The 13,721-nt window shown below is 74.8% G+C and carries 13 protein-coding genes and 2 riboswitches; of the genes, 3 read left to right on the top strand and 10 right to left on the bottom strand.

Features of this window, described 5'->3' with window-relative positions:
• Positions 1-10: 10 nt before the first annotated feature.
• Positions 11-162, bottom strand: a riboswitch (cobalamin riboswitch).
• A 47-nt stretch (positions 163-209) separates the two neighbouring features.
• Positions 210-1,448: a precorrin-6y C5,15-methyltransferase (decarboxylating) subunit CbiE gene (gene cbiE, locus VHW64_RS10335; RefSeq protein ID WP_329650463.1), complete on the top strand. Its 1,239-nt coding sequence runs from the start codon at positions 210-212 to the stop codon at positions 1,446-1,448.
• Positions 1,449-1,499: 51 nt separating this feature from the next.
• On the opposite strand, the gene VHW64_RS10330 is transcribed toward cbiE, so the two are convergent.
• The 4 genes from VHW64_RS10330 to VHW64_RS10315 are packed head-to-tail and all read right to left on the bottom strand — an operon-like array spanning position 1,500 to position 5,345.
• Positions 1,500-2,267 carry a cobalt-precorrin-4/precorrin-4 C(11)-methyltransferase gene (locus tag VHW64_RS10330; RefSeq protein WP_329650462.1) on the bottom strand — a complete coding sequence of 256 codons (768 nt, stop codon included), beginning with the start codon at positions 2,265-2,267 and terminating at the stop codon, positions 1,500-1,502.
• Positions 2,264-3,799 carry a precorrin-2 C(20)-methyltransferase gene (locus tag VHW64_RS10325; protein ID WP_329650461.1) on the bottom strand — a complete coding sequence of 512 codons (1,536 nt, stop codon included), beginning with the start codon at positions 3,797-3,799 and terminating at the stop codon, positions 2,264-2,266. Before VHW64_RS10325 ends, VHW64_RS10330 begins: the two co-directional genes overlap by 4 nt.
• Positions 3,796-4,461: a precorrin-8X methylmutase gene (locus VHW64_RS10320; RefSeq protein WP_329650460.1), complete on the bottom strand. Its 666-nt coding sequence runs from the start codon at positions 4,459-4,461 to the stop codon at positions 3,796-3,798. Before VHW64_RS10320 ends, VHW64_RS10325 begins: the two co-directional genes overlap by 4 nt.
• Positions 4,458-5,345 carry a nitrite reductase gene (locus VHW64_RS10315; RefSeq protein ID WP_329650459.1) on the bottom strand — a complete coding sequence of 296 codons (888 nt, stop codon included), beginning with the start codon at positions 5,343-5,345 and terminating at the stop codon, positions 4,458-4,460. Before VHW64_RS10315 ends, VHW64_RS10320 begins: the two co-directional genes overlap by 4 nt.
• Before the next feature lie 57 nt (positions 5,346-5,402).
• A riboswitch (cobalamin riboswitch) is annotated at positions 5,403-5,592 on the bottom strand.
• Positions 5,593-5,894: 302 nt separating this feature from the next.
• On the opposite strand from VHW64_RS10315, the gene VHW64_RS10310 reads away from it, so the two are divergent.
• Positions 5,895-6,818, top strand: a complete 924-nt coding sequence (locus VHW64_RS10310; protein ID WP_329650458.1) for a cation diffusion facilitator family transporter — start codon at positions 5,895-5,897, stop codon at positions 6,816-6,818.
• Positions 6,819-6,825: 7 nt separating this feature from the next.
• On the opposite strand, the gene VHW64_RS10305 is transcribed toward VHW64_RS10310, so the two are convergent.
• The 4 genes from VHW64_RS10305 to nadA form a co-directional block, all read right to left on the bottom strand.
• Entirely contained in the window at positions 6,826-8,727 is a 1,902-nt protein-coding gene (locus VHW64_RS10305; protein WP_329650457.1) for a KUP/HAK/KT family potassium transporter, read from the bottom strand.
• A gap of 251 nt (positions 8,728-8,978) precedes the next feature.
• Positions 8,979-9,851, bottom strand: a complete 873-nt coding sequence (gene nadC, locus VHW64_RS10300) for a carboxylating nicotinate-nucleotide diphosphorylase (RefSeq protein ID WP_329650456.1) — start codon at positions 9,849-9,851, stop codon at positions 8,979-8,981.
• Positions 9,848-11,287: an L-aspartate oxidase gene (locus VHW64_RS10295; protein ID WP_329650455.1), complete on the bottom strand. Its 1,440-nt coding sequence runs from the start codon at positions 11,285-11,287 to the stop codon at positions 9,848-9,850. The genes nadC and VHW64_RS10295 overlap by 4 nt, the downstream gene beginning before the upstream one ends.
• Entirely contained in the window at positions 11,284-12,273 is a 990-nt protein-coding gene (nadA, locus tag VHW64_RS10290; RefSeq protein ID WP_329650454.1) for a quinolinate synthase NadA, read from the bottom strand. Before nadA ends, VHW64_RS10295 begins: the two co-directional genes overlap by 4 nt.
• Positions 12,274-12,335: 62 nt before the next feature.
• Between nadA and VHW64_RS10285 the strand changes: the two genes are divergently transcribed.
• Positions 12,336-13,022 carry an NUDIX hydrolase gene (locus tag VHW64_RS10285; protein WP_329650453.1) on the top strand — a complete coding sequence of 229 codons (687 nt, stop codon included), beginning with the start codon at positions 12,336-12,338 and terminating at the stop codon, positions 13,020-13,022.
• Here the strand turns inward: VHW64_RS10285 and VHW64_RS10280 are convergent.
• Together VHW64_RS10280 and VHW64_RS10275 are read right to left on the bottom strand one after the other, a co-directional pair.
• Positions 12,950-13,390: a hypothetical protein gene (locus VHW64_RS10280; protein ID WP_329650452.1), complete on the bottom strand. Its 441-nt coding sequence runs from the start codon at positions 13,388-13,390 to the stop codon at positions 12,950-12,952. The genes VHW64_RS10285 and VHW64_RS10280 overlap by 73 nt on opposite strands.
• Positions 13,391-13,414: 24 nt before the next feature.
• The gene (locus tag VHW64_RS10275) at positions 13,415-13,594 is read right to left on the bottom strand and encodes an ROK family protein (protein WP_329650451.1); all 180 of its coding nucleotides are present in this window, start codon (positions 13,592-13,594) and stop codon (positions 13,415-13,417) included.
• Positions 13,595-13,721: the final 127 nt, after the last annotated feature.

The raw sequence follows: 13,721 nt of genomic DNA, 5'->3' as shown, positions 1-13,721 counted from the left end.
TTCGCCATCTGGAATGGTCGGGCGCGAGGCCGGTCTTCGGACTTGTCGAGTCCCCGATCCCTTCGGATCGGGGCCCGGTTCACCGCAGCGGGCCTGTGCCGGAGTCTCACCGGCTTCCCAGATTCTCCCGTCGAGCCGTCCACACCGGTTTCGATGACTGGGCTGTCGGGGCACCTCGTGCCTGTGGCGCCACGATAGCGTCCGGCGTCATGGCGGGCACCACTCCCTCGACCGGCGGACGGCCAACCCCCCGGATCACCGTGGTCGGCATCGGTGCCGACGGCTGGGAGTCGCTTCCCTCCCGGCTCCGCGACGTCGTCACGCAGGCCGCGGTGCTGCTCGGCGGACGGCGCCACCTCGACCTGGTCCCGGCCGTGGCGGGCCAGCGGCGCGAGCCGTGGCCCGCACCGCTCGGCGCGGGGCTCCCGGCGCTGCTGGCCGACCTCGGGGACGGTCCCGTGGTCGCGCTGGCCTCGGGAGACCCGCTGGTCTCCGGGATCGGCACGACCCTGGTCGACCTGCTCGGCGCCGACGCCGTCGCGGTGGAACCGGCCGTGTCGTCGGTCGCCCTGGCGAGGGCGGCGATGGGGTGGCCGGCCGAGAGTCACGCGGTCGTCAGCGTCGTGGGCCGCGACGTCGCGCTGGTGCGTCGCGAGCTCGCGCCCGGGCGGCGGGTCCTCGTGCTGTCCTCGGACCAGCGCTCGCCGTCCGACATCTCCCGGCTCCTGGTCGAGGCGGGGTACGGTGCCTCCGCGGTCACGGTGCTCGGCGACCTGGGCGGCACGTCGTCCAGCCGGCGCGACTTCGCGCGGGCCGACGGCCTCGCCCCGGCGGAGGGCTTCTCCCGGCTCACCGTCGTCGCCGTGGAGTGCGCGGGCCCCGACCGCGGCGGCTGGGTCGCCGGCCTTCCCGACGACGTCTTCGAGAGCGACGGCCAGCTCACCAAGCGCGACCTGCGCGCCTCGGCCCTGGCCCGGCTGTCCCCGCGGCCGGGCGAGCACCTGTGGGACGTCGGTGCCGGCGCCGGCTCCGTGGGCATCGAGTGGATGCGCGCCCACCCGACGTGTACGGCGACGGCGGTCGAGGCCGACGCCGAGCGGGCTGCCCGGATCACCCGCAACGCCGCGGCTCTCGGCGTCCCCGGACTTCAGGTCGTCGTCGGCCGCGCCCCCGACGTGCTGGCCGGCCTGCCGTCACCGCGGGCGGTGTTCGTCGGTGGCGGGGCCACGGCGCCCGGAGTGCTCGACGCGTGCCTGGACCGGCTCGGAGCCGGCGGGCGGCTCGTCGTCCACGCCGTCACCCTCGAGACCGAGCAGCTGCTGGGCGGGCTGCATGGGCAGCACGGCGGCGAGCTGGTCCGGATCGCGGTCGAGACAGCGGCCCCCGTCGGGTCCTTCACCGGCTGGACGCCGGCCCGGACGGTCACCCAGTGGACCCTCCTGCGCTGACCCTCCCCGCCCTTCCGGGCCGTGTGCCCCGGCCCGCGCTACGGCGCGGGCTCAGGCACCCGACCCGTCGTGGACCGCGGGGCGGGAGCGGGCCGGGTCGTAGAGATGCGAGTCGCCGCCGCGACGGTCGCCGAGGGCGCGGCCGACCAGGATCACCGCCGCCTGGGTCAGCCTTGCGTGCTCGACCTGGTCGGCGATGGTCGCCACGGTCCCGGTCAGCACCAGCTCGGTCGGCTGGCTCGCGCGGTAGACCACGACGACCGGGCAGTCGGCGCCGTAGCCGGGCTCGAGCTGCGTCATCAGCTCGCGGGTGCGCGCGACGGCGAGGTGCAGCACCAACGTCGCCCGCGTGGCGGCGAACGCGGCGAGGCTCTCGGTCTCCGGCATCGCGGTGGATCGGGCCTGGGTGCGGGTCAGGACCACGGACTGCGCGACCAGCGGCACGGTCAGCTCACGGCCGACCCTGGCGGCCGCCGCGGAGTACGCCGCCACGCCGGGGGTGACGTCCCAGGGCACCCCCGCGTCGTCGAGCCGGCCCGCCTGCTCGGCGAGGGCGGAGTAGACCGAGGGATCGCCCGAGGTGAGGCGGACCACGTCGAGCCCGGCCCGATGACCCGCGACGAGCCGCCGCGTGATCTGGTCGAGGTCGAGGTCGTGGGTGTCGACCAGCTCGGCCTGCGGGCTGCACGGCGAGAGCACCTGGGGGTCGAGGTAGGTGCCGGGGTAGAGCACGAGGCCGGCCGCGGCGAGCAGCCGGGTCGCGCGCACGGTCAGCAGGTCGGCGGCCCCCGGCCCGGCCCCGACGAAGTGGACGCTCACCCCGCGACCCAGCGCGGGGTCCACACGCCGGCCCGGCCGACCCTCGTCGACTCGGCGCCGACGATCAGCAAGCACCTCATGTCGACGGTGTCCGGGTCGAGCTCGGCCAGCGTCGTCACGGTCAGGGCCTCCTCGTCCCGACCCACGTCCCTGCCGACCACCACCACGGTGTCCGGCAGGCGGTGCTCGAGCAGGATCCGCCGGGCGTCGGCCAGCTGGGTCGTCCGCGTCCGCGAGGCCGGGTTGTAGACGGCGAGCACGAGGTCCGCCTCGGCGACGGCGCGCAGTCGGCGCTCGATCACCGGCCAGGGCTTGAGCCGGTCCGAGAGGCTCAGGACCGCGAAGTCGGCGCCGATCGGAGCACCGGCCCTGGCGGCCACGGCCTGGACCGCGCTGACGCCCGGTAGCACGCGCACCTCGACCTCGCCCAGCTCCGGGCTCTCGGCCGCCTCCAGGACCGCCGAGGCCATCCCGAAGACCCCGGCGTCGCCTCCCGACACCACCGCGACCCGGTGTCCGCGCCGAGCCAGCTCCAGGGCCTCGCGGGCGCGGTCGAGCTCGACGGTGTTGCCGGACGGATGCCGCACCAGCCCCGCGCGCTGGGGCACGCGGCTGACGTACGGCGCGTAGCCGAAGACGTGCTCGACCTCGGCCAGCGCGGCCGCCGCCTCGGGCGTCAGCCAGTCCGCCGGCCCCGGCCCGAGCCCGACGACGAGCAGCTCCTGCCGCCTCGCCGGCCTCCCCGGCGTCGTCGACTCGGTCGGAGCCTGCTGCGGGCCCGTCCCGGTCTCCCGCGTCCGGGAGCGGCGGCCCTGCCGGCTGTCGCCGGTGAGGATCACCAGCGAGAAGTACGGCACGTCGGCCGGGTCGACCTCGGCGACCGGGAGACAGCGCTGCTCGGGCATCGAGGCCCGCTCGACGTACATCGCATGCTCGAGGCGCCCGGCCGCCTCCAGCGCACGGCGTACGGCGGGGAAGGTGCGGCCGAGCTTCATCACGATCGCGGCGTCGGTGTCGGCCAGCCGGCGGGCGAGCTCGGGCTCGGGCAGCGTCCCGGGCAGGACCGTCAGAACGTCGGTCTGCCGGGCCAGCGGACTGGCCGCGAGCGCCGTGGCCGCCGCGAAGGCCGGGACCCCGGGCACGATCGCCGTCTCGTAGCGCTGCGAGAGCCGGTCGTGCATGTACATGTACGAGCCGTAGAACAGCGGGTCGCCCTCGGCGAGCAGGACGACGTCCCGGCCGGCGTCGAGATGCGCGGCCAGGCGCGCCGCGGACTCCTCGTAGAAGTCGGCCATCGCCCCGGCGTAGCCACCGCGATGATCGGTCGTCCCCGTGGTGACCGGGTAGGTGAGCCGCTCCTCGATCGCCTCCTCGGGCACGAGCTCCGCGGCGATCCGGCGGGCGTTGGACTCCTTGCCGGCGGCGGCGTGGAAGGCGACGACGTCCGCCGCGCCGATCAGGCGCGCGGCCTTGAGCGTGACCAGCTCGGGGTCGCCGGGGCCGACACCGACCCCGGCGAAACGGCCGGTCACTCCTCCTCCCGGGCCAGGGCGTTGAGGGCCGACGACGTCATCGCGGACCCGCCGCGGCGGCCGCGGACCGTGACGTAGGGGATGGCCAGGCCGTGGTCGCGCTCGAGGTCGACCAGGGCCTGCTTGGACTCCGCGGCGCCGATGAACCCCACCGGGCAGCCCACGACCGCCGCGGGTCGCGGGGCACCGTCGAGGAGCATCTCCAGCAGGTGGAACAACGCCGTGGGGGCGTTCCCGAGGGCGACCACGGCACCCTCGAGCCGGTCCGCCCACAGCGACACCGCGGCGGCGGTCCTCGTGGTCCCCCAGCCGCGCGCCAGCTCCGGCACCCGGGGGTCGTCGAGCAGGCACACGACGTCGTTGTCCGCTGGCAGCCGCGACCGGGTCACCCCGGTCGCGACCATCGTCGTGTCGCAGAGGACGGGCGCGCCCTCCTCCAGCGCGGTCCGGGCGGCCGCCACCAGTCGTGGGTGGACGACGAGGTCGTGCGCGAGGTCGACCTGCCCGCTGCCGTGGACCATCCGTACGGCCAGCCGCTCGGCGTCCTCGGGGATGCCGCGGAGGTCCGCCTCACGCCGGATCGTGGCGAACGACTCGTCGTAGATGGCCGCCGCGGCCGTGACGTAGTCGTAGTGGCGGGTGGGTGGGTCGAGCGTGGTCATGGTCTCCTCACCTCGGGGACGAAGATGCCGCGCCAGGGGGTCACCACGAGCTCGCGGAGGCCCGCGCCGACACCCTCGATCGGGAGCGCCTCGACCCCGCGGCGGCTCAGCCTGGCGTCGGGGACCTCGACGTGCCGGCCGCCGGGCACCGGTCCGTACCCCAGTGGCCCGCCGGCCTCCGGCACCCGCGGGTCCGGCGACACGACGGGAGTCAGGACTCGGTCCAGCTCGCGCACGTGCCAGGGCGCACGGGAGTCGTCACCTACGCCGGGCTGGTCGGGATCCCACGCGCGGACGTCGACGAAGCGCTCGGCGAGGTCGACCAGGGTCGCGGCGGCGTCGTCGAGCAGGACGAGTCCGGCGTAGCCCGGCCCGACGCGCAGCTGAGCCGTCTCGGCGTCCAGAGCCACCAGCCCCAGGTCGCAGGGCCGGTCGGCGACGTCGCCGCGGCCGTCGTCCAGGACGAACAGGAACCGACCCGGCAGCAGCGAGAGGCGCGAGGACGCACAGAGCCTGCGGTCGAGCTCGTGGGCGACCGGCCTCAGGTCGGCGCGTCCGCCGGCGATGCCGGTGGCCGGCGAGACCATGAAGTTGCGGACGAGCTCGTGCGTCCGGCTCGGCACCAGCCCGGTGCTCTCGACGGCGCCCAGGACCTCGGCCGGCAGGGCGCCGTCCTCGCACGGCAGGCCGCGCACCTGGAGGTTGGCCCGTTCGGTCAGGTACACCGCCGCGTCGCCGTACCGCTCGGCAACGGCCAGGAGGGCGTGCAGCGCCGAGACGTCGAGCCGGCCGCCCACGAGTCGCAGCCGCACCAGCAGCCCGTCGTCGGCGGGCCACGGGCGCAGGACGCCGGGGCATCGGTCTCGTCGGGTCCGGGTCGTCACCGCTGGCACCTGTTCGGGTCCGGGACCCGGTCGCGGGGTCCGCACTGACCTGGCGGCGGTCGGCCGCTAGGGCCAGCAGGTCTTCGGACTCGGGTTCGACCGGCTCGGGGCGCCTTCCCGGAGCGAGCTCCAGTGACTGTCGTGAGACGTACCCCGGCCGTCACCCTCACCGCTGCGCGTCAGTCCCGGAGTCGCACCGGGTTCCCTGACTCCATGGTGGAGTTCGGCTGGCGTGCGCGAGCGTACCCCCCGATCGGGCTGCTGGCGCAGGGCACGTCCAGGTGGGAAGGTCCTGCGGCTCCGGCCGTGGACCTTCCGCCCTCGGCGCCGTCGGCCGCTCTCCGGGTCGCTGCCAAGGTCGCTGCCCAAGGTCGCTGCCAAGGTCGCTGCCAAATCCCCCGCTGAAGCGGGGGATTTGGCACTTCCCCGGGGTTGCAGCGGCCAAGAAGTGCCAAGAGAGGCCGGGAAGTCCGCGTCGTCGACCGATCCGAGGCCGCGGGCATCCGCCGTGGCATGGTTGGGCACGCCGCCGGCGGGTACGAGGCGCACATGGCCAGGGGCTCGACCGCGACGGTCCTCGTCGCCGGAGGCACCAACCTGGTCATCGCGCTCGCCAAGCTGGTCGCGGGCCTGTCCTCGGGGTCGTCGGCGATGCTGGCCGAGGCGGCGCACTCGATCGGCGACACTCTCAACCAGGGCCTGCTGATGACGGCGCTGCACCGCAGCCAGAAGCCGGCCGACGAGGCCCACCCCTTCGGCTACGGGATGGAGCGCTACTTCTGGTCGCTGCTCGCGGCGGTCGGGATCTTCGTCCTCGGCGCCGGCTTCGCGGCGTACGAGGGCATCTCGAGCCTGACCGGGTCGGGGACGCCCGGGTCTCCCCGGCTGTCCTTCGTGGTGCTCGCCATCTCGTTCGTCTTCGAGGGCAGCTCGTTCGTGCGGGCGCTGGTCCAGCTCCGCTCGGAGACGGCTGGTCGGGACGGGATGCTGCGGTATCTCGCCCACGAGGCCGACCCCGCGCTGCGGGCGGTCTTCTGGGAGGACGGGGTGGCCCTGGTCGGCCTGCTGCTCGCAGCCGCCGGCATCGCGGTCGACGCTGCCACCGGACGGCGCACCGGTGACGGCGTCGCCTCGCTGGCCATCGCGGGCCTGCTGATCGGGGTCGCCTACGGCCTGGGCCGGCAGAACCAGCAGAACCTGATCGGCCGGTCCGTCTCCCCCGGGATGCGCGACGAGCTGACCCGGACCATCGGGGGCGCCGACGGCGTGGACGCCGTGCTCGAGCTGCTCACCATGCGACTCGCGCCGGACCAGGTGCTGGTGGCGGCCCGGGTCGAGCTCACCGACGGGCTGTCCGCCGACGAGATCGAGCGCGCCGCCGACGACGTCGAGACGCTGGTCAAGGAGCGCTTCGACGACGTCCGCCACGTCTTCCTCGACCCAACGCCGGGCGACCGCGCGGGCCTCTCCTGACCGACCGTCAGAGTCTGAGCTCGCGACCGATCACGATGGTCCGCGCGCGAGGCAGGGACAGCTGGTCGGCCTTGTCGCGAGCCAGCCGGTTCATGGCGAGGAAGACCCGCTGTCGCCAGCGCGCCCAGGGCGCCCGCCGCGACGAGCCGAGGTCGAGCCGGGACACGATGAAGACGGCCTCGGCGGGCTCCAACGACGACAGGAGGTCCGGCTCGGCCTCGACCGCGTCCTCCAGGATGTGGGTCACGTCCAGCCGGTCGGCGTAGCCCAGGACGACCGACACCCCGGTCACGTCCCAGCTGTCGTCGCCCAGGCTGCGCACGGTGACGCTCGACTCCTCCGGTGGGGCGCTGGGGGCGTCGTCGACCTCCCAGCTCAGCAGGACGACGTGCTCGGGGACCAGGCCGGCGATGTCGAGCAGCGACCGCAGCGCGAGCGGCGACATCGCGGGGTCGTGGGTCAAGAAGACCGCATGGCCCTCGAGGTGGCGGACGTGGGCGGCGTCCTCCTGCACCGCCTCGACGAGCTCCTCGGCCGTCAGCTCCTCGTCGCGGAGTCGGGCGGCCACCCGGCCCTGACCGGTCCACCAGGTGTGCATCAGCACGAACAGCACGGCCCCGATCGCCGCCGGCACCCAGCCCCCGACGACCAGCTTGGGCAGCGTGCCGGCGAAGAGCAACGCCGCCACCAGGCCGGACGCGGTCCCGACGCCGATGCGAGCCCAGGGACGCGGCCGCTGCCGCAGCGCCCACACGACGTAGAGCACGACGGTGAGCACGACGGTGGCGCTGACGGTCACGCCATAGGCGTTGGCCAGCCGGTCGGAGCTGCGGAAGGCGACCACCAGCAGCAGCACCGCAGCCCCGAGGGTCCAGTTGGCGGCCGGCTGGTAGATCTGCCCGGGGTGGCGACGCGAGGTGTGGATGGTGCGCAGGTCCGGGAAGAAGTCGAGACCGCCGGCCTGGTGGAGCACGGTGAAGGCACCCGCGATCACGGCCTCCGACGCGATCACCGTGGCGAGCGTCCCGAGCACCAGCACCGGAACCGTCGCCCACGACGGCACGACGCCGTAGAAGGGGTTGCCCGCCGTCGACGGGTCGCGCAGCACCGCGGCGGCCTCGCCGAGGTAGGCGAGCACCAGCGCCGGGAACACCACGGTCCACCAGGCCGTGGCGATGGCCCGACGCCCGAAGTGGCCGAGGTCGGTGTAGAGCGCCTCGGCGCCGGTCACCGCGAGCACCACAGCGCCCAACGTGACGAAGCCCGTCCCCGGATGCTCGGCGAGGAACCCGGCCCCCCACGTCGGCGACAGCGCCGTCAGCACCGCGGGGGTCTGGACGAGGGACACCAGGCCTCCGACGCCCAGCACGGCGAACCAGAGCAGCATGACCGGGCCGTAGCCCACCCCGATCCGCCCGCTGCCCACCGGCTGGAGCAGGAAGACCCCGCACAGGATCGCCAACGCCAGCGGAACGACCAGACGGCTCATGGACGGCGCCGCGACCTCGAGACCCTCCGACGCGGACAGCACCGAGATCGCCGGGGTCAGGATGCTGTCGCCGAGGAACAGCGCGGCACCGATCATGGCTACGACGCTGACGGTCGTGCGGAGTCGTCCGCGGCGCACTCCGCGCCGGAGCAGCGACGCCAGGGCCAGGACGCCGCCCTCACCTCGGTTGTCGGCCGACAGCAGCACCTCGACGTGCAGCAGCCCGACCACGCTGACCAGAGCCCACACCACCAGCGACGTCACGCCGTAGACCTCGGACCGCGACGTCGCCTGCGAGTCGTGGAGGACGGCGCGCAGGGCGTAGAGCGGGCTGGTGCCGATGTCGCCGAAGACCACCCCCAGCGCCCCCATGGCGACCAGGGCCAGTGATCCCTGGCCACCCCGAGGGCCTCGCTCCATGACCAGAGCCAACCACGACGTCGCGCGCGTCGCGGTCAGGCGCGGGCGGTGCGCGCGTGAGGGCGTGGCGTGTGTCCGTGACGTGCGGGTGGCGGTCTCGTCGGGTCAAGAGGGCGCGCACCCCTCAGCGCGTCCGCGAGGAGGCAGGACCCTGCGCACGCACCGCACCAGGCGACACCTGGCAGCACCCGGGCTCGAAGCGTGGGACGAGCGGCACTTCCCCGACCACGTGGTGATCTCCGAGGCGGGACTCAGGCAAGCACGTCCAAGCCGATGTCCAGCGCCGGCGCCGAATGGGTGAGGGCCCCCACGGCGAGGAAGTCGACGCCGGTCGCCGCCACCTCTGCGGCATCGGCCAGGGTGAGGCCGCCACTCGCCTCGACGAGCACCTCCGGATGGGTGCTGCGGACCCGCTCGACGGCAGCGCGGAGCTGGGCGAGCGTGAAGTTGTCGAGGAGGACCTGCTCGGCGCCGTGTGCCAGCGCCTCGTCGAGCTGCGCTCGGGTGTCGACCTCGACCTGGACGACGAGCGAGCCGCGTGGATGGGCGGCGTACGCCGCGTCGAGGGCGCGGCCCACGCCCCCGGCGGCGGCGACGTGGTTGTCCTTGACCAGGATCGCGTCGTAGAGACCGGTCCGGTGGTTGACGCCGCCGCCGCACCGCACGGCGTACTTCTCCAGGCTGCGCAGGAGCGGGGTCGTCTTGCGGGTGTCGCGCACCCGGGCCCGAGTGCCCGCGACCGCGTCGGCCCAGGCCCGGGTCGCGGTGGCGATGCCGGAGAGGTGGGTCAGCAGGTTCAGCGAGGTGCGCTCGAGGGCGAGCACCTCGCGGGCGCGGCCCTCCAGGACCGCGAGCCGTTGCCCGGCCTCCACCCGCGCGCCGTCCGACACCTCCGTCGTGAGGTCGCCGACGGGCTCGGCGAGCGCGGCGACCAGCGGCAGCCCGCAGACGACGCCAGGGACTCGTGCGACGTAGGCGACCCGGAGCCGGGCCTCGGCGGGAACCGTCGCGGCGGACGTGATGTCGCCGGCCTCGCCGAGATCCTCGGCGAGGGTCGCTCGCAGGAGCGCGGCGACCTGCTCGGGATCGAGGCCACAGTCGCGCAGCAGCGGTGCGGTCCTCATCGGGCCGCCGCCAGGGTGCGTGAGGCTGCCAGTCGGTGACAGCCCACGCTCTCGGTGCGGGCTCGGGCAGCGCGGACGATCGCCGCCGCGACCAGGCAGGTGGAGTCGAGCGAGGCTCGCTGCGAGAGCCACGACTCCGCCTCGGCGAGCCCCTCGCGCGAGCGCTCGATGCCGGCGTGAGTCTCCAGCAGGGTCTGGGCGGTGCGGGCCAGGGCGGGGTCCGTCGCCGTCGTCACGGTCGTCACCGGGCCTGGCGGAGCGGCCGGCAGCTCCAGCGTGAGCGCCGCCGCGACCCGTCCGCCGTACACCAGTCCTTCGAGCAGGCTGTTGGAGGCGAGGCGGTTGGCGCCGTGGACGCCGGCGTCCGCGACCTCGCCGACGGCGTACAGGCCGGGCAGGGTCGTGGCTCCCCAGGCGTCGGTCGCGATGCCCCCGCACAGGAAGTGCTCGGCCGGCCGGACCGGCACCAGGTCGCGGGCGAGGTCGACGCCGATGTCGTCGCAGGCGGCCCGCACCGTCGGGAACCGCCGGCCGACGTGGTCGACGTCGCGGCAGTCGAGCCAGGCGTGGTCGGTGCCGTCGTCTCGCATCGCGCGGAGGACGGCGGCCGCGACGACGTCGCGCGGCGCGAGGTCGGCCAGCGGGTGCACCTCGGCCATGAACGGCGTGCCGTCGCGGGCGCGCAGCACCGCACCGGCCCCGCGCAGTGCCTCGGTCACCAGCGGGAGCTGGCCGGACCGGTCACCGGTCGCCAGTGCGGTGGGGTGGAACTGGACGAACTCCATCCCGGTGACCGCTGCCCCGGCCCGGAGCGCGAGGGCGATGCCCTGGCCGCGGACTCCCACGGGGTTGGTGGTGGCGGCATAGACGTGACCGACTCCCCCGGTCGCCAGCACGACGGCGTTCGCGCGGACGGTGACCCTGCCCTGCGGACCGGTCCCGGCGATGCCGGCGACACCTCCCCCCGCGAGGGCCAGGCCGTCGACCTGGGTGCCGCGCAGCCGGCGTAGGCCGGTGCGGTCGGCGTGGGCGTGGAGCGCACGCCAGACCTCTGCCCCGGTCGCATCGCCCCCGGCGTGGACCACGCGCGGGCGGTCGTGCCCTCCCTCGCGGGAGCGGAGGAGCACACCGTCGGCGTCACGGTCGAGCACGGCTCCGCGCGCGACCAGCTCCGCCACCCGGTGCGGTGCCTCCTCGACGAGCCGCCGGATGGCCTCGGGGTCTCCCAGGCCCACGCCGGCGAGCACGGTGTCGTGCGCGTGCGCCCGCGGGTCGTCGCCGCCGAGGGCGACGGCGATCCCGCCCTGGGCCCAGCGCGTGGACCCGTCGCCGTCGTCGACCACCAGGACGTCGCGGGTGGTCGCCAGGCCGAGGGCGACGCTCATCCCCGCGACGCCGCTGCCCACCACGACGACGTCGGCATGCAGCTCGGTCACTCCCCACCCCCCGGCTCGCCGATCGCCAGCATCGCCTCGACGGCCGCCCGCGCCCGCGCGGCGAGGTCAGGCGGGACGTCGACCTCGTCGCGACCTTCGCGCAGACAGCGCAGCAGCAGGTCGGGGGTGGTCATCTTCATGTACCGACAGGAGGCGCGCTCGTTCATCGGCAGGAAGGTGGTGCCGGGTCTGGCCTTCCGGAGCTGGTGCAGCATCCCGATCTCGGTGGCGACCAGGACGGTGTCGGCCGTGGTGCGCCGCGCCGCCTCGACCATGCCGCCCGTGGACAGGACCTGGGTCCGCTCGCGCGGGAGCACCCCCTCGTCGGCCAGCCACAGGGCCGACGTCGCGCACCCGCACTCGGGGTGGACGAGCAGCTCGGCGTCGGGGTGCGCGCGCACCTGACGGCGTACGTCGTCGGGGCTGATGCCGGCGTGCACGTGGCACTCGCCCAGCCACACGTGGAGGTTGTCGCGGCCCGTCTCGCGGCGCACGTGGGCGCCGAGGAACTGGTCGGGCAGGAACAGCACCGGCCGGTCCTCCGGGACCGAGCGCACCACGTCGACGGCGTTGGCCGAGGTGCAGCACAGGTCGACCTCGGCCTTCACCGCGGCCGTGGTGTTCACGTAGGCGACCACGACGGCCCCTGGGTGCTCGGCGCGCCACCGGCGTACGTCGGCCGCCGTGACACCGTCGGCCAGCGAGCACCCCGCGTCGGCGGTCGGGACCAGGACCCGCTTGTCGGGGCTGAGGATCTTGGCGGTCTCGGCCATGAACAGCACCCCGCACAGCACGATCGTCGAGGCGCCGGTGGCCGCGGCGTGCCTGGCCAGCGCCAGCGAGTCGCCCACCACGTCGGCGGCGTCCTGGATCTCCGCCGGCATGTAGTTGTGCGCCAGCACGATCGCGTCCTGCTCGCGCGCCAGGCGGCGGACCTCGTCCTGCCAGGTCTCGGTCGCCCGCGCCGCCTCGGTCAGGGTGCCCATTCCACGCTCCTAGTTTTCGACTGACGAGCGATAACTACGGGACGGACACTAGCATGGCGTCCGTGGACCCCTTTCCGGCGTACCCCCACGAGGTGCTGGCCGTCGTGCTGTCGGTGCACGCGGACACGCTGTACGTGCTGCTCTGGCGGCGCGCGCAGGACCCCGACTCCGGGCGCTGGGCCCTTCCGGGCGGCGGCGTCCGGTCCGACCAGCGCCTGCGCGAGGCGCTCTCCGCCCACCTGGCCACCAAGGTCGACGTCCGAGACATCTCGTGGCTCGAGCAGGTCGCCACCCACAGCCGGGTCGACCGCGACCCCCGTGCGCGGGTCCTGGCCACGGGCTACCTCGCGCTGGTCCCGACCGACGTCGAGCCACGACTCCCCGACGACACCGCCTGGCATGCGGTCGACGCCCTCCCGCGGCTGGCCTTCGACCACGTCGACTTCATCGACGCGGCCATCGAGCGGCTCCGGGCCAAGCTCAGCTACACCAACGTCGGGTTCGCGCTCGTCCCGACGGAGTTCACCATCCAGCAGCTGCGCCGGGTGGTCAGCGCCACCCTCGGCTACGACGTCGGGGCCACCAACCTCCAGCGGGTGATGTCACGCCGGTCGATGATCGAGCCGACGGGGGCGCGCAGCGCGCACGGCCCGGACGGCGGCCGACCCGCGGCGCTCTACCGGTTCTGCGACCGGACGCTCCACGTCACCGACCCGTTCGCGGTCTTCCGGCCACCCCGCTCGCCCTGACCAGGGCCTCCTCTCAGGCCGGCGCGCCGGGTCACGTCGTACGCCGCTCCCACCAGCCCCGAGGCCGTGGGCCGCGTCGCCGGCACCACGGGGACCCGCACTCCGCTCCGGGCCAGCCCGGCGCACAGGAGAGGCTCGACGAGCGGCCAGGCCAGCACGATCCGGCCGCCGCCGACGAGCACCTCGGCTCCGAACGCCGTGAGCCACGCAGCCAGCGCGGAGCCCAGGAGGCCGAGCGCGTCGGCGAGCACCTCGCGTGCCCTCCGGTCGCCCTGCTCCGCCGCGTCGAGCACCTCCCGCACTCCGGTCGCGCCCTGGCCGTAGGCACCGGCGATGGCCCGGGTGCCCACGCGTGCCTCGAGCGGCACGCCACCGGGCCGCAGCAGGTGCAGCTACCGTCCGGCGGGACGTCGTCGCCCTCGGTGGGCGACGGAGCCGTTGTCGACGAAGGCGGAGCCCACGCCGGTCCCGAGGGTGATCGCGACGGCCCGGCCCGCTCCCGTCGCCGCGCCGGCCACCCACTCGCCGAGGCCGAACGCGGCGGCGTCGTTGACGGAGCCGATGCCACGCACGGACGCCCGAGCCTCGTCGCCACCAGCTCCCCGACGTCGACTCCCCGCAGGGACTCGAACTTCCCGACCCCCTCGTAGCGGCCGATGCCCGCGTCGTACTCGAACGGACCAGGAATGGAGCGGCGAC

Origin of the sequence: Nocardioides sp., from assembly GCF_036267815.1 — a bacterium.
Lineage (GTDB): Bacteria > Actinomycetota > Actinomycetes > Propionibacteriales > Nocardioidaceae > Nocardioides.
Note: the sequence above shows the minus strand (reverse complement) of the source record. Positions and strands in the feature narration are given on the sequence as shown.

Excerpts from the sequence above, each read along its gene's own strand:
- nadA (WP_329650454.1), bottom strand. The coding sequence starts at position 12,273 with ATGGGCACCCTGACCGAGGCGGCGCGGGCGACCGAGACCTGGCAGGAC.
- VHW64_RS10320 (WP_329650460.1), bottom strand. The coding sequence starts at position 4,461 with ATGACCACGCTCGACCCACCCACCCGCCACTACGACTACGTCACGGCC.
- cbiE (WP_329650463.1), top strand. The coding sequence starts at position 210 with ATGGCGGGCACCACTCCCTCGACCGGCGGACGGCCAACCCCCCGGATC.
- VHW64_RS10305 (WP_329650457.1), bottom strand. The coding sequence starts at position 8,727 with ATGGAGCGAGGCCCTCGGGGTGGCCAGGGATCACTGGCCCTGGTCGCC.
- VHW64_RS10310 (WP_329650458.1), top strand. The coding sequence starts at position 5,895 with ATGGCCAGGGGCTCGACCGCGACGGTCCTCGTCGCCGGAGGCACCAAC.
- nadC (WP_329650456.1), bottom strand. The coding sequence starts at position 9,851 with ATGAGGACCGCACCGCTGCTGCGCGACTGTGGCCTCGATCCCGAGCAG.